The organism is Micromonospora sp. NPDC049497 (assembly GCF_044465805.1).
Lineage (GTDB): Bacteria > Actinomycetota > Actinomycetes > Mycobacteriales > Micromonosporaceae > Micromonospora.
The window spans coordinates 179,653-193,650 of record NZ_JBITMC010000003.1; the positions used below are offsets into that span (position 1 = coordinate 179,653).

The window sequence follows — 13,998 nt, forward strand, 5'->3', positions numbered from 1 at the left end:
CGTGCTCACCTCCTGTGGGCTAGGCGGCCACGGTCCTTCCGTGGCAGGAGGTCGTGCGTCGTGGCCCGCGCCGGTTGTCGGGGGGACCCGGCCGGACGCGGACAACCGGACCAGAATACCCGGTCCGGACGATCATGCCCGCGCAGGTGGGCGTCCGGACCGGGACGGGCGACGAGGTGGTGCCCGGAACGCGCGGCGACGGGGGCCCGCCTCGACGTCGCTGTCGATGCGAGCCCCCGTGTCACGAGGCCGCGGGGCGTCCCGTCCGCATTCCTTGGGTGGGACCTGGGGAGGAACGACCACACCGATGAGGTTGGACCGAGGACGCCCCGCGGAGCTTTATCATGTTGTGATTCGACACTATCCCGACTCTTGTCACCTTGTCGGAGAAACCGGAAAATCGCAGACAAAGTTTTTCCGCGTCCGTGTCCGGCGGGGCCGACCCCGCCGCGCCGGGCCGCGCGGCGGGGGGCCGTCTCGTGGCTCGGTCCACCGTCCCGTGCAAACGGGCGAGCCCGCGACCATCCCGGTACGGCTGACCGTCGATCCCACCTCCTCAACGAGCGCGGGCCCTCGCCGGTGACGGATCCCCTCGGCGGTCGCGCCGCCCTCGACCCTTTCGTCGGGGACGCGACGTAGGCTCCCCTGCATGCGTATCGGAGCACACGTCGATTCGTCCGACCCACTGGCGGAGGCGAGCGCCAGAGCGGCCGAGGCCGTGCAGTTCTTCCTCTCCGACCCGCAGGGGTGGAAGGCCCCGAAACCCCGTGCGGACGCGGACCTGCTGCGGGCCGCCGAGGTCGACCTGTACGTCCACGCGCCGTACGTCATCAACGTGGCCACGTTGAACAACCGGATCCGGATTCCCAGCCGCAAGCTTCTGCTGGCGCACGCCCAGGCGGCCGCCGCCATCGGCGCCAAGGGGCTCATCGTGCACGGCGGGCACGTCAACGCCGGGGACGACCCGGCGGTCGGGTTCGACAACTGGCGCAAGACCTTCGCGTACGCCGCCGACTCGGGCGGCTTCGGCGTACCGATCCTGATCGAGAACACCGCCGGCGGCGACAACGCGTGCGCCCGGCGGCTCGACGCCCTCGCCCGGCTGTGGGACGCCCTGGGCGACCACGAGGTGGGCTTCTGCCTCGACACGTGCCACGCCCACGCCGGCGGTGAGGACCTGCTGGGTCTCGTCGACCGGGTCAAGGCGGTCACCGGCCGAATCGACCTGGTGCACGCCAACAACTCCAAGGGCGCGTTCAACTCGGGTCAGGACCGGCACGACAACCTCGACGGCGGCACGATCGACCCGGACCTGGTGGTGGCGGTGATCCGCGCGGCGGACGCACCGGTCGTCGTGGAGACCCCGGGCGGGGTCGACGGGCAGGGCGCCGACATCGCCTTCCTCCGCGAGCGGCTCGGTGCGGAGATCCGCACGGCATGACCACCGACCAGTCCGCGTCCGGCGGACCGCAGCCCGGCCGCCGCAAGACCTCCGCAACCGGGACGCCCGACGCCGGGAAGACCGACTCCGAGAACACCGGCTCCGAGAACACCGACGCCTCCCCGGACGCCGACGCCACCACCGACCGGCCCGGAGCCGCGACGCGGGCCGACGCGACCGGGGGCGGGAAAGCTGCCGCGAAGCCCGGCGCGAAGCCTGGGTCAGAGCCCACCACCGGGAACGACGCCGGCAAGGCCGGGGCCAGCGCGGGCGACGCCGGCAAGGCCGGGACCGTGAAGGCGGACGAGAGCGGGGCCGGAGAGACCGGCAAGGCCAGGGCCACCACGAAGACCGGCGACGGTACGGAGAAGGACGACCCCTTCGCCGCCTTCGCGCCCGCTCCGGAGCCGGTACCGACGCGACCGCGACAGGTGGCGCGGCACGTCGGCCGGGTGCTGACGCACGAGTGGACGTTGGCGAGCCTCGGCGCGCTGGTGCTGGCCGTGCTGATGACGTGGCCGACGCTGCGGTACCCGCTCTACACGCTGCCGCAGGACTACTGGGACCCGAGCCTCCAGGCCTGGCAGATGGCCTGGTCGGGGCACATTCTGCTGACCAACCCCGCCAACCTGTGGCAGTCCAACGCGTTCTTCCCGGAGCCGTGGAGCTTCGCCTTCTCCGACACCCTGCTCGGGTACGCCCCGGCCGGCATGATCGGCAGCGGCCCCGAGGCGGCCGTACTCCGGTACAACATCATGTTCGTGCTGGCACACGCCCTGGCCACGCTCGGGGCGTACGCCCTGGCGCGCCAACTGGGCGCGGGCCGGATCGGCGCGGCGGTCGCCGGGGTGAGCTACGCCTACGCGCCCTGGCTGCTCGCCCAGGCCGGCCACCTGCACGTGGTCTCCAACGGCGGCATCCCGCTCGCCCTGGCGATGCTGGCCCGGGGGCACGGCTGGTCGCTGCGCCACGGCTACCGGCCGGAGCGCCGCCACGACGGGTGGGTCTACACCGGCTGGTTGGTGGCCGCCTGGCAGCTCAGCCTGGGCTTCGGCATCGGCCTGCCGTTCGCGTACTTCCTGGGTGGGACCGTGCTGGTCGCGGCCGTGACGTGGTGCCTGCGGCGGTGGGTCGTCCGGCCGGTGCAGCGGCCGTTCGGTGTCCGGCTGCTGACCGCGGACCTGGTCGGCGGGGCGCTCTTCGCGGGCGTCGGCGTGCTGCTGGCAATCCCGTACTTCAAGGTCGCGGAGCTGCACCCGCAGGCGCAACGCACGGTCGGCGACATCGACCTGTTCTCGCCCCCGGCCAGCGGGTTCCTCACCGCGCCGGCCGAGTCGAGGGTGTGGGGCGGGCTGCACGAGGGGGCGCGGGCGGCACTGCCGTGGCACCCGGAGATGACCCTGCTCCCCGGCTACGTCCTGTACGCGCTCGCCGCCGGTGGCCTGTTCTTCTCGGTGTGGCGGCTGCGACACCGGCTGCTGCTCCTCGCCGGTGTCCTGGTGAGCATGGTGCTCTCCATGGGTACGCAGTTCTTCGACGGCACGTTCACCTACGTGCCGCTCTTCGAGCACCTGCCCGGGTGGAACGGCCTGCGCACGCCGGGACGGCTGATGCTGTGGACGACCCTGTTCCTCGGTCTGCTGGCGGCCGGCGCGGTGAGCGCGTTCTCCCAGCGGGTCCGGGAGATCTCCGCCGAACGCATCCCCTCCTGGCCGAGCCCGTGGCTGCGGCTGGCCACGCTGGTGCCGCTGCTGCTGGTCGTCGCCGAGGGGCTCAACGCCACGCCGCACCCCGTGGTGCCGGCCCAGCCCGCCGCCATGCGCGCCGTGGACGGTCCGCTGCTGGTGCTGCCGAGCAGTCAGAACCTCGACCAGCCGGTGATGCTCTGGTCCACCACCCACTTCCAGGACATCGTGAACGGCGGCAGCGGCTTCACCCCGGACCGGCTCGAGGACGTGCGCCGGGTGACGATCGCCTTCCCCGACCAGACCAGCGTCGACTACCTGCGCATCCTCGGTGTCCGCCAGGTGCTGGTGATGCGCGACCAGGTCGCCGGCACGCCGTGGGAGATCAGCATCGACGCGCCGGTCGACGGGTTGGGCATCACCCGCGAGGAGATCGGTGAGGTGGTCGTCTACCGGCTCTGAGCCGGCTGGGCGGTGACCGGCGCGGGCGCCGGCTCTCCGGCGGTGGCGCGATCACGCCATCGCCGGAGCCAGCCCACGTCCGGTGCGCCGTCGAGCACACCGCCGTCCGGGTCGTCGTCGTACGTGGCGCGTACCGCGTCGTCCTCGGGGTGCAGGATCTCCCGCACGACCAGCACGCAGAGCACCACCACGGTGCCGAGCCGGAGCGTCGCGGCCAGCACGAAGACGCCCTCGGGGAAGACCGGACGGCTGGTCGCCGCGCCGAGCAGTTCCCCGTAGAAGGCCGCGAAGTAGCAGATCTCGGCGACCTGCCAGGCGAGGAACGCCCCCCACTTCGGGCGGGCGAGCACCACCAGCGGCAGCAGCCAGAGCACGAACTGCTGCGACCACACCTTGCTGAAGATCAGGAACGCGGCCACCACCAGGAACGCGAGCTGGGCGAGGCGCGGGCGGCGCGGCGCCCGCAGCGCCAGCGCGGCCACGCCGAGGCAGGCCAGCCCGAACAGGGCGTACGACAGGTTGTTGAGCGCCGTGATGTTGGCATTGAGCCATTCGAAGGGCCCGAGGTCCCCGGGGGCCGTGCCGCCCGTCTTCCCGTCGAGGTAGCGGCCGATGTACCAGAGGGTGCCCCAGTCGATCGGCCGCTCGGTGTTCAGCTCGAAGAAGCGGTCCCAGTTCTCCCGGTAGTTCACGGCGGCGTGCAGGTTCACCAGGACCAGTGACACCACGGCGGCGCCGACGGCGGTCAGGGCGGCGCGCATCCGGCCGGCCCGCAGGGCCAGCACCAGGATCGGGCCGAGGATGAACAGCGGCCACATCTTCGCCGCACCGGCCAGACCGAGCAGCAGACCGGCCACGAGGGGTCTTCTGCGCGCCCAGGCGAACAACCCGAACGCGGCGAGCCCGATGGCGAGGAGGTCCCAGTTGACGGTGGCGGTGAGCAGCAGCGCGGGTGCGAGGGCGAAGAGTGCGGCGTCCCATGGTCGTCGGCGGCGCAGCGCGAGGAGCACGGCGACGGTCGCCACCGCGAGCGCACCGAGGACCAGGGCGTTGAGGTTGTAGAACCACTGGCCCTGGTTGAGCGACGGGTCGTCGGTCCCGAGGGCGTGCACCGGCAGGCCGAGCGCGCCCATGAAGTACCCGGTGAGCACCGGGTACTCGACCGGGTGGTCGCGGTAGGGGACCTTGCCCTCGTTGAGGCCCTCGGCGTAGTAGAGCGCCAGCACGTCGGTGTAGCAGAACCGGGTGTACTGCACATTGTTCTGCCAGGCGCCGTCCTGGCAGGGCGACTTCTGCACCCAGTGCAGGGCGAGGGTCAGGCAGACCAGGGCCAGGACGATCCGGGTGGCCGTCCAGAACCGCCGCTGGAGGCCGGCGGGCCGGTCGAGGGCGACCGCGTGGTCACCCAGCGGGCCACCGATCACCCCGGACACCCCACGGACGAAGTCGTCGGACCGGGACGGGTGGTCGGGGGCACCGGCGTCGTCGATGCCGCGCGTCGGCTTCGTGCTCATGAGGGTGCATCCTGCCGTACGCCGGGGGTCCGCGTCCCGTCCCGACGCGAACATCGCGGTACGCGAAAAGCCGCCGGCGGCCGAAGCTGCTGCTCCGGCCGCCGGCGGCGTTCGTCGATCAGTCCCGTATCCGGGGTGTGATGCTGGGCAGGATGCCCTCTCCGCCGCCGCCCCCTCCGGGATCGGTCGGCTCGGTCGGGACCTGGCCGCCGTTGTTGCCACCACCGTTGTTGTTGCCGTTACCGCCCGGGCAGAACAGGTCCAGTGGCCCGCAGTTGGGCTGCTGCCCCGGCTGGCCGCCCGGCGGCGGGGGCGGCGGCGCGGGGGCCTCGCCGTTGCCGGCCTTGTCGTCGCCGATGCCGGCGATGCTGGGCAGGTCGTACTTCTCCTTGCCGTCCAGCGCCGCGTCCATGTAGCGCTTCCAGAGCTTCGCCGGGAAGCTGCTGCCGCCGATGTCCTTGCCGTTCTTGTCGATGATCTGCGGCTTCTTCGTGTCCCGGCTGCCGATCCAGACCGCGGTGGCGACGTGCTTGTCGTAGCCGACCATCCAGGCGTGCGCGTTACGTGGAGTGCCGTTGTGCTCCCAGGTACCGGTCTTGCCGGCGGCGTCGTGCCCGTCCAGCGAGGCGCCGTTCTTCTCCGGAATCTGCTTGAGCACGGCGGTCACCTCGCGGGCCACCTCGGCCTTGATCCGCTGCTGTCCCTTGAGCTTCTCACCGGTCCCCGGCACCTTGTCCCACTTGCCGGTCTCCTTGTTCTGCTTCTCGACCTTGAGGACGAAGTGGGCCTTGTTGTACACGCCGTCGTTCGCCAGCGTGGCCAGGCCGTTGGCGTGGTCGAGCACGGTGATCGGGTACTGACCGAACCCGACCACCCGGTCGAACTTGCTCGGAGCCAGGTCCTTGGAGTCTTCCTTGACCAGGTTGTACGGCTTGGGCGGGTCGACCGTCCACATGGTGCTGACGCCGGCCTTCTTGGCCATCTCGACGACCTTGTGCGCGCCGATCTCCTCGGCCACGTGGAAGAACGGCACGTTGTACGACTTGATCGTCGATTCCTCCAGCGTGCAGGACTTGTTGCACGTCTTGGTCACGTCGCGACCGGCGTTCTGGATCTCCGTGGCGTACCCCTCGGGCTTGAACGGGGTCGCGTCCCAGCGCGACTTCACCGAGATGTCGGCGTCGATCGCCGCGGCGAGGGTGTAGACCTTGAACGACGAGCCCGGCGGATGGCCACCGACGATGTCGCCGTTGGCGTTGGTGTTCTTGCCGGCGTAGTCGAAGTCGGCGCCGCTGTCACCGCCGTAGTAGGCGAGCACCCGACCGGTCTTCGGCTCGATCGAGACCGCCGCCGACATCAGGTTCTTCGGCTGGCCCTCGAGGACCGAGCCCTTGCGGTCCGGCTGGGCGGCTGCCTCCAGCGCGGCCTGCATCTTCGGGTTGATGGTGGTCGTGATCCGGTAACCACCCTCGCGCAGTTCGTCCACGCAGGTGGGCTTGCCGGCCGCGCCGGAGTCGGAGCAGATGCCCCACTGCTCCATCTCCTGCCGGACATAGTTGATCACGTTGCCGCGCGGCGACTTCACACCGAAGCCGTTGCTGTCCTTGGGTGCAAGGACCTTCGGGTACGCGGTCGGGCGCGCCGGCCGGCCGGGGGCGTCCAGCCAGCCCTCCTCGACCATGCCGTTGATGACGTAGTTCCAGCGGTCCTGGGCCTCCTGCGGGTTGACCGCCGGGTCGTAGCCCTTGTGGGTGGGGCTGGGCACCGGCTGCTTGATCAGCGCGGCGAGCACCGCGCCCTCGGCGGGCGTCAGGTTCTTCGCCGGCTTGTTGAAGTAGGTGTTCGCCGCCGCCTCGATGCCGTACGCGCCGCGCCCGAAGTAGATCACGTTGAGGTAGTTCTGCATGATTTCTTCTTTGGACTGCTCGTCGGTCAGCTTGGAGGCGAGGATCGCCTCCTTCACCTTCCGTCCGTAACTGTCGTCCTTGAGGTTCTCGAACGCGTTGCGGGCGTACTGCTGGGTGATCGTCGACGCGCCCTGCTTGTCGCCGCCGGAGAGGTTGTTCCACGCGGCCCGGGCGATGCCCTTGTAGTCGACGCCGGAGTGCCGGTAGAAGTTCCTGTCCTCGGCGGCGGCGACCGCGTCGCGCACGTGCGGGGGGATCTGGTCGATGGTGACGAAGATGCGGTTCTCGTTGCCCAGCTTCGCCACCGGGGTCTTGCCGTCCGACGTGTAGACGGTGGTGGAGAGCGGCAGCGGGATCTCGTTCGGCAGCACCACGGTCGTCGAGTAGTACGTGAAGCCGACGACGCCCATGCCGGCGAGCATGATGAACACGGCGAACCCGGCGATCAGCATGTTGACGCGCTTGCGCTTCTTCGCCCGGGCGACCGCGTTCGGGTCGCCAGCGCCACGCGCACCGCGACCGGGGCCGGTCGGCCCACCGGGCCCACCGGGGCCACCGAAGGCGGGCGAGACGGCGGCCCGGGCCACCGAGGCCCGACCGCCGACCGCCGCCGACCCGACGCTCGCCCGACCGGCGGACGCGGCACCGACGGAGGCGGCGCCCACCGCGGCGGCACCGACCGTGGCCCGACCGGCCGGTCCACCCGGTGCCGGGGACACCGGCACCGACGCGCGACCCGCGCCCGCCCGACCAGCTGCGGCACCGGGTGCCGGGGAGACCGGCACGGACGCGCGACCCGGACCGGCGCGACCGACCGAAGCGGAACCGGCGGCGCCCCGGGCGGGCACCGAGGCGGAGCCGCCGACGGAGGCGCGGCCGCCGGAGGCGGCGCGGGGCGCGACCGAGGCACGGCCGGCCCCCTCCGAAGCCGCCGACCAGCCGTTTCCGTGCCCGTCGCCACCGGAGCGGCGGTACGCGTCGTCGGCCTGCCCGGGGTCACCGTGCTGGCCCGGAATCTGGGCCCGCCCACGCGGGGAACTGGGATCGCCGTACGAGTTCATTCCTCACACCCTGCCGGTCGCGGTGGAGCGCGGTTGCGCGGCCACCGGGTTGCCGTGAGTTGAGACACCTGTCACTGCCGCATCGACGTGCCGGAGCATAGGTGTCAGTTCTGAATCAATCGGGCTAATCAGACCAACGAGCCGTCGGTCGACCCGGGCGTGCGTACGCCGGCCGGGATCAGCCGATCGAGCTGGGATCACCGTTGAGCCTCTCGCCTTCGCCGTCCGACGGACGCCGCCGAGGCGGCCGTGCCGCTCGCCACGCCCTGGTCCGGCCCGTCCTCGGCCAGCCCGTCCCGCCCGAGCAGGTACTGCTCGACGAGATGGTTCCAGTCACAGCCGAGGCACACCTCCACCACGAAGACCTGGAACTCACGCAGCGTCATTGCCAACACGGGCAACTCCGCCACGGTCCGGGCCTGGCCCGCGGACTGCCTGAGTTCGTCCCCGTAAATGTAGTGGACGTGCGTCAGGTTCTCGCTCCGACAGATCGGACACCGCTGGTCGGTCGGCTCGCCGTGGAACCGCGCAGCGTTCTTCAGGTACGGCGAGGCGTCGCAGACGTCGTAGGTGCCGACCCGGCCGGCGAGGAGCTCACGCAGCACCGCTCGCTTCTGGAGCGAGTAGTCGACGACCTGGCGCTGCGTACGCATGCGGGAAAGGGTACGCGGTCTCGTTCGGTGAGGCGACCATGGTCACGATGCGTGATCGGAAGACCCCGGAACCGGGGTTTGCCCTGATCACCGTGATCCGCTAGCGTGCGATGTATCGGTCCGATACATCGCGGCGGTTAGCACTCCGCGCACAGGGTAAAGGAAGGATGGCCAGTGCTCGAACTCGCCATCCTGGGCCTGCTGCAGGAGGCTCCGATGCACGGCTACGAGCTGCGCAAGGAGCTCACCGCCAAGCTCGGCGCGATCCGGGCGGCCATCAGCTACGGCTCGCTCTATCCGACCCTGCGCAGGTTGCAGGCGGCGGGGTGGATCGCCGAGGCCGCCGAGACGCCCGCCACTGCCGAGGAGGTTCCCGCACTGACCAGCCGGCGAGGCCGGGTGGTCTACACAATCACCGCGGAGGGCAAGGAACGCTTCGCGCAACTGATTGCACAGGCGGGACCCGAGACGTACGACGACACGGGCTTCGGCGTGCACTTCGCGTTCTTCGCCCGGACCGACCAGGCGACCCGCCTCCGCATTCTGGAGGGTCGCCGCCGAAAGATAGAGGAGCGTCGCGAAGGGCTTCGCGACGTGCTCGGCCGCGCGGCCGAGCGCCTCGACGCGTACACCCTGGAACTGCAGCGCCACGGCTTGGACGCCTGTGAGCGCGAGGTCCGCTGGCTGGAGGAGCTCATCGCCAACGAGCGCTCCGGCCGTGCCCCGACAGTCCCGCAACCCGGGACGGCCGGTGGCCGACGAGACAACACCAGCCCGCCTCCGCCTGGAGAGACCAGGAATGAGCGGCCGTGACAGAGAAGAAGGAGGCAGACGCTATGGGCTCCGTCCGCGTCGCCATCGTCGGTGTGGGTAACTGCGCCTCGTCCCTCGTGCAGGGCGTCGAGTACTACCGGACCGCCGACCCCAACGACCGGGTCCCGGGTCTCATGCACGTCACCTTCGGCGACTATCACGTCTCGGACGTGCAGTTCGTCGCGGCGTTCGATGTCGACGCCAAGAAGGTGGGCATGGACCTCGCGGAGGCGATCGTCGCCAGCGAGAACAACACCATCAAGCTCTGCGACGTACCGCCGACCGGCGTGACCGTGCAGCGCGGCCCGACCTTCGACGGCCTCGGCCAGTACTACCGCGAGATCGTCGAGGAGTCCGACGCCACGCCGGTCGACGTGGCGCAGGCGCTGCGCGACGCGCAGGTCGACGTCGTCGTCTCCTACCTGCCGGTGGGCTCGGAGCAGGCCGACAAGTTCTACGCCCAGGCCGCGATCGACGCCGGCTGCGCGTTCGTCAACGCCCTGCCGGTCTTCATCGCCTCCGACCCCGAGTGGGCGAAGAAGTTCGAGGACGCGGGCCTGCCGATCGTCGGTGACGACATCAAGAGCCAGGTCGGCGCCACCATCGTGCACCGCGCGCTGGCGAAGCTCTTCGAGGACCGCGGTGTCGAGCTGCTGCGCACGTACCAGCTCAACTTCGGCGGCAACATGGACTTCATGAACATGCTGGAGCGCAACCGCCTGGTCTCGAAGAAGATCTCGAAGACCCAGTCGGTGACCTCCCAGATCCCGCACGAGATGAGCAAGAGCGACGTGCACATCGGTCCGTCGGACCACGTGCCGTGGCTGGACGACCGCAAGTGGGCGTACATCCGCCTGGAGGGTCGCTCGTTCGGTGACACCCCCCTCAACGCCGAGCTCAAGCTCGAGGTGTGGGACTCGCCGAACTCGGCCGGCGTCATCATCGACGCGGTCCGCGCCGCGAAGATCGCGCTCGACCGCAAGATCGGTGGCCCGATCCTGTCGGCCTCGTCGTACTTCATGAAGTCCCCGCCGGTGCAGTACGCCGACCACGACGCGCACGCCGCCGTCGAGTCCTTCATCAAGGGCGACATCGAGCGCTGACGCGCCGCAGCATCGTCGAAGGCCGGGTCCCGCGTGGGACCCGGCCTTCGACGTCGGTTCAGGCCGACATCTCCAGGTACGGCGACAGCCGCAGCGCCAACTCCTCGGCGGAGTCGACCTCGCCACTGGTCAGCGCGTCGGTCAGCGCCATACGTTCCTTCGCCGGCATGTTCAGGACGAACCCGGAACGTTCCAGGCGGACGTCCGCTGCCGTCCAGGCGAGACTGGCGTTCCACATGTCCAGCGGACGCCAGACCATGATCGCGTGCAGGAGAGCCGCCGCCTGGTCCAGCGGTGTCGGATAGACCCGACCCTGCAACAGATGGGCGTGGGGCCGCGCGGCCGAGGCGAAGAGGATCCCACCGTCGCGCACGATCGTTCGGGACGCTGTGCTACCAGCGAGCAGGAGCAGCAGGTCCTCCGCATCCGGCCAGGACCGGGTCACCGGTCGCCCAACATCTCGTAGAACTCGGCGTTACGCTCACGAACCCGCTGGGCGGCCTGACGGGTCCACTCGTCGCGCTCGTGCCGATCCAGGTACGCCTGAACCGCCACCTCGACCGTCTTGTGCATCGAGCGGTGCTCCGCCTCGGCGAGTTCCTTGAGGCGCTGCTCGACCTCGGGCTTCAGGTTCAGGGTGAAGGCCATACCAGAGTTGTATAACTCGTCCGTCCGCACGTCAACCGCCCGACCAGGCGCGCCTCAGGGCCACCCCGGCCTCCAGTTCCAGCAGCTTGACCTTGCGGTCCAGGCCACCGCCGAAGCCGACCAGCTTCCCGCCGGCCCCGACGATCCGGTGGCAGGGCACCAGCACCGGGATCGGGTTGCGGTTGCAGGCCACCCCGACGGCCCGCGCGGCTCCCGGGTCACCCACCTCACGGGCCACCTCGCCGTACGTGAGCGTCTCCCCGTACGGGATTCGGGTCATCGCCGCCCACACCGCCCGCTCGAAGTCGGAGCCGCGCGGCGCTCCGAGCGGCACGGAGAAGTCGGTCAGGTCACCCGCGAAGTAGGCCCGCAGCTCTGCCGCCGCCTGTGCCGACACCGCGTCCATCGGCTCGTCGGCGGCTCCCTCGACCCGGCCGAAGTGCGCCCCACGCACCGCCGCTTCGTCGGTGGCCACCGAGAACTCACCGATCGGCGACTCCAGCACAGTCCAACGCATGCACCCATTGTCGCCGATCGGACGGGCGCTCAGAGCAGGGTGATCCCGAGCAGCAGGGAGCCGGCGCTCAGGCTCGCGCCACCGACGACGGTGAGCCAGATCAGCCTGTTGGGCTTCGTGTCGGACGGTCGGACGACCGACAGGAAGAACCCGAGCGGCATCAGGATCGGCGCGGCTACCAGCAGGGTCCGGATGAGGGTACGGGTGCCGTCGGACGCGTCGGCCTGGTCGACGTACGGCAGCACGGCGAGCGCGAAGAGCACCAGCACCCCGGCGTGGGCGTGCCCGGCCGTCCACAGGCCGCGACGTACCGGGTTGTCCAGGTAACCGGCCTTGCGCCGGGCCAGGTGCATGAGCAGGGTCAGCCCGCCGTACGCGATGGTCACCACGGTGACCAGCAGGATGCCGGCCGTGGTCAGGGTTGCCGAAGACATGGGGACACCTCCGTCTTGTCAATGACAAGATTGCGTGACCCGGCCGAACTTGTCAATGACTAGATCTCGCCCATGGGCAAGGATTCCGGACGTCCGAGCGTCTGAGTTGTCGGAGGTGGACGGTGACGGAGGGAACCGACCGGGAGTTCACCTCGTTCGTCAACGAACGGGGTGGCGCCCTGCTGCGCGTCGCGTACGCCCTCACGGGCAACCAGCACGGCGCGGAGGACCTGCTCCAGAGCGCGCTCGCCAAGGCGTACGCGCGCTGGACCCGGATCCGGGGTGACGCCGAGCCCTATGTCCGGCGGATCCTCTACCACGACCAGGTCTCCGGCTGGCGCCGGCGGGCCCGCCGGCCGGAGGTACCCGTCGCCGTCCTGCCCGAGCGGGCCGGCGTCCGGGACAGTGGGCAGGATGCCGACCTGCGGCTGCTGCTCCGCGACGCGATGCGGGCGCTGCCGCCACGCCAGCGGGCCGTGCTGACCCTGCGATATCTGGAGGACCTGAGCGTCGAGCAGACCGCCGCACTGCTGGGCTGCCACACCGGCACGGTCGCGAGCCAGACGTCGAAGGCCCTGTCCCGGCTGCGTGAACTCGTGCCCGCCTTCGACGGTCGGATCACGGAGGAGGCCCGATGAACGCGACCGGGGACGAAGCCCTGCGGGCCGCCGTCCGCGAACTCGCCGGCGAGGCGCGGGCCGTACCGGATCTCGCCGGTCGTGCCCTCCGGCGGGGCCGGCAGCTCCGCCGGCGGCGTCGTGCTGCCGCGGGCGGCGCGGCTCTCCTCGCGCTCGCCGTCCTGGCCGTGCCGTTCCTCGTGCTGCGCCCGGATCCTCCGGCGGACACGGCCGGATGGAACGCCCCCGTCGCGCCGGCCCCGACCCCGACCGTCTCCGTCATGCCGCCGCCGGACGGGGACTGGACCCGGACCCGCCTGACGCTGCCCGGCGGCTGGGTGCTGGCCGGTGCCACCTCCACCGGCTCGCCTGCGGAGACGGCGTACGCCCTGGACCGCACACGGAACCGGTACGTCGGCAAAGACCGGTACGACGAGATGTGGACGGCGCCGCAGGGCGACACGGCGGCCGTCGTCGACTACGACCGCACCGGTGTGACCGGCCTCCTCGACGTGCGCGGTGACAAGGTGCGGTGGGTGACCACGGGCGAGCACATCATGACCCCCCACTGGTCCCCCGACGGTCAACGGATCGTCGTGACGATCCTCGACAAGGAGACCGGGCGGTTCTCGATGGGGGTGCTGACCGTCCGCACCGGCGCGTACCGGACGTTCCCGGTGGACACGACCCGCTACCTCTGCACCGACTACTGCTACTTCACCTGGGCACGGGACGGCCGGGAGGTGGCGCTGCAGCAGACGGATCGGGGCGCACCCCGCTCCGAGGCGCAACCGCACGCCCGCCGTGGCGTGCAGTTCTTCTCACCCGACGACGGGCGCCCGACCCGCTTCGTACCGGTCCCCGGCGACCCCGCCGGTCCCTGGGCGTGGTCTCCGGACGGCCGCCTGGTGGTCGTCAAGGGACAGGACGGCCCGAAGATCGCCGAGGTCGCGACCGGCCGGATCGTGGGCGTCGCTCCGGCGGACGACGCGGCGTGGATCAGCGACGACCGGCTGCTGTACCGCGACGTCAGGGCCAACGAGATGGTGCTGACCGACCCCGAGGGCCGACCCCTGACAAGGCAGGCGCTGCCCCGCGCGCTCGGGGCGAACATGGTCCTCACCATCGCGCCGCGCTGAGCGG

At 70.8% G+C, this 13,998-nt stretch carries 13 protein-coding genes; 6 read left to right on the forward strand and 7 right to left on the reverse strand.

What is annotated here, in order from left to right; all coding sequences use genetic code 11:
* Positions 1-649 precede the first annotated feature (649 nt).
* Together ACIBR0_RS06435 and ACIBR0_RS06440 are read left to right on the forward strand one after the other, a co-directional pair.
* Positions 650-1,441 (forward strand): deoxyribonuclease IV, encoded by a 792-nt coding sequence (locus tag ACIBR0_RS06435; protein ID WP_396712991.1) that lies wholly within the window; start codon positions 650-652, stop codon positions 1,439-1,441.
* Complete coding sequence (locus ACIBR0_RS06440; RefSeq protein ID WP_396712992.1) at positions 1,438-3,588, forward strand: hypothetical protein; 2,151 nt, start codon at positions 1,438-1,440, stop codon at positions 3,586-3,588. Before ACIBR0_RS06435 ends, ACIBR0_RS06440 begins: the two co-directional genes overlap by 4 nt.
* Here the strand turns inward: ACIBR0_RS06440 and ACIBR0_RS06445 are convergent.
* From ACIBR0_RS06445 to ACIBR0_RS06455, 3 genes are all read right to left on the reverse strand, one after another.
* Entirely contained in the window at positions 3,576-5,102 is a 1,527-nt protein-coding gene (locus ACIBR0_RS06445) for a glycosyltransferase family 87 protein (RefSeq protein WP_396712993.1), read from the reverse strand. The two genes, ACIBR0_RS06440 and ACIBR0_RS06445, sit on opposite strands and share 13 nt — an antisense overlap.
* A gap of 118 nt (positions 5,103-5,220) precedes the next feature.
* Positions 5,221-8,070, reverse strand: coding sequence for a transglycosylase domain-containing protein (locus tag ACIBR0_RS06450; protein ID WP_396712994.1), 2,850 nt, complete (start codon positions 8,068-8,070; stop codon positions 5,221-5,223).
* Between the two features lie 197 nt (positions 8,071-8,267).
* Complete coding sequence (locus ACIBR0_RS06455) at positions 8,268-8,723, reverse strand: DUF5318 domain-containing protein (RefSeq protein WP_396712995.1); 456 nt, start codon at positions 8,721-8,723, stop codon at positions 8,268-8,270.
* Between the two features lie 174 nt (positions 8,724-8,897).
* Here ACIBR0_RS06455 and ACIBR0_RS06460 point away from each other — a divergent pair, with 174 nt between their 5' ends.
* Together ACIBR0_RS06460 and ACIBR0_RS06465 are read left to right on the forward strand one after the other, a co-directional pair.
* Entirely contained in the window at positions 8,898-9,536 is a 639-nt protein-coding gene (locus ACIBR0_RS06460; RefSeq protein WP_396712996.1) for a PadR family transcriptional regulator, read from the forward strand.
* Between the two features lie 23 nt (positions 9,537-9,559).
* A complete protein-coding gene (locus ACIBR0_RS06465) occupies positions 9,560-10,639 on the forward strand; it encodes an inositol-3-phosphate synthase (protein ID WP_357028427.1) in 1,080 nt (359 codons plus the stop codon).
* 58 nt (positions 10,640-10,697) lie between these two features.
* Here ACIBR0_RS06465 and ACIBR0_RS06470 read toward each other — a convergent pair whose 3' ends face one another.
* The 4 genes from ACIBR0_RS06470 to ACIBR0_RS06485 are packed head-to-tail and all read right to left on the reverse strand — an operon-like array spanning position 10,698 to position 12,238.
* Positions 10,698-11,084, reverse strand: coding sequence for a hypothetical protein (locus ACIBR0_RS06470; protein ID WP_396712997.1), 387 nt, complete (start codon positions 11,082-11,084; stop codon positions 10,698-10,700).
* Positions 11,081-11,287, reverse strand: a complete 207-nt coding sequence (locus ACIBR0_RS06475) for a ribbon-helix-helix domain-containing protein (protein WP_222955885.1) — start codon at positions 11,285-11,287, stop codon at positions 11,081-11,083. The genes ACIBR0_RS06470 and ACIBR0_RS06475 overlap by 4 nt, the downstream gene beginning before the upstream one ends.
* A 31-nt stretch (positions 11,288-11,318) precedes the next feature.
* Positions 11,319-11,804: a methylated-DNA--[protein]-cysteine S-methyltransferase gene (locus ACIBR0_RS06480; protein ID WP_396712998.1), complete on the reverse strand. Its 486-nt coding sequence runs from the start codon at positions 11,802-11,804 to the stop codon at positions 11,319-11,321.
* A gap of 29 nt (positions 11,805-11,833) precedes the next feature.
* Positions 11,834-12,238, reverse strand: a complete 405-nt coding sequence (locus ACIBR0_RS06485) for a hypothetical protein (protein WP_396712999.1) — start codon at positions 12,236-12,238, stop codon at positions 11,834-11,836.
* A gap of 122 nt (positions 12,239-12,360) precedes the next feature.
* Between ACIBR0_RS06485 and ACIBR0_RS06490 the strand changes: the two genes are divergently transcribed.
* Both ACIBR0_RS06490 and ACIBR0_RS06495 read left to right on the forward strand, forming a co-directional pair.
* Positions 12,361-12,876 (forward strand): SigE family RNA polymerase sigma factor, encoded by a 516-nt coding sequence (locus ACIBR0_RS06490; RefSeq protein WP_396713000.1) that lies wholly within the window; start codon positions 12,361-12,363, stop codon positions 12,874-12,876.
* Positions 12,873-13,994, forward strand: a complete 1,122-nt coding sequence (locus ACIBR0_RS06495) for a TolB family protein (protein WP_396713001.1) — start codon at positions 12,873-12,875, stop codon at positions 13,992-13,994. Before ACIBR0_RS06490 ends, ACIBR0_RS06495 begins: the two co-directional genes overlap by 4 nt.
* Positions 13,995-13,998: the final 4 nt, after the last annotated feature.

Excerpts from the sequence above, each read along its gene's own strand:
- ACIBR0_RS06450 (WP_396712994.1), bottom strand. The coding sequence starts at position 8,070 with ATGAACTCGTACGGCGATCCCAGTTCCCCGCGTGGGCGGGCCCAGATT.
- ACIBR0_RS06455 (WP_396712995.1), bottom strand. The coding sequence starts at position 8,723 with ATGCGTACGCAGCGCCAGGTCGTCGACTACTCGCTCCAGAAGCGAGCG.
- ACIBR0_RS06465 (WP_357028427.1), top strand. The coding sequence starts at position 9,560 with ATGGGCTCCGTCCGCGTCGCCATCGTCGGTGTGGGTAACTGCGCCTCG.
- ACIBR0_RS06440 (WP_396712992.1), top strand. The coding sequence starts at position 1,438 with ATGACCACCGACCAGTCCGCGTCCGGCGGACCGCAGCCCGGCCGCCGC.
- ACIBR0_RS06485 (WP_396712999.1), bottom strand. The coding sequence starts at position 12,238 with ATGTCTTCGGCAACCCTGACCACGGCCGGCATCCTGCTGGTCACCGTG.
- ACIBR0_RS06480 (WP_396712998.1), bottom strand. The coding sequence starts at position 11,804 with ATGCGTTGGACTGTGCTGGAGTCGCCGATCGGTGAGTTCTCGGTGGCC.
- ACIBR0_RS06475 (WP_222955885.1), bottom strand. The coding sequence starts at position 11,287 with ATGGCCTTCACCCTGAACCTGAAGCCCGAGGTCGAGCAGCGCCTCAAG.
- ACIBR0_RS06495 (WP_396713001.1), top strand. The coding sequence starts at position 12,873 with ATGAACGCGACCGGGGACGAAGCCCTGCGGGCCGCCGTCCGCGAACTC.
- ACIBR0_RS06435 (WP_396712991.1), top strand. The coding sequence starts at position 650 with ATGCGTATCGGAGCACACGTCGATTCGTCCGACCCACTGGCGGAGGCG.
- ACIBR0_RS06445 (WP_396712993.1), bottom strand. The coding sequence starts at position 5,102 with ATGAGCACGAAGCCGACGCGCGGCATCGACGACGCCGGTGCCCCCGAC.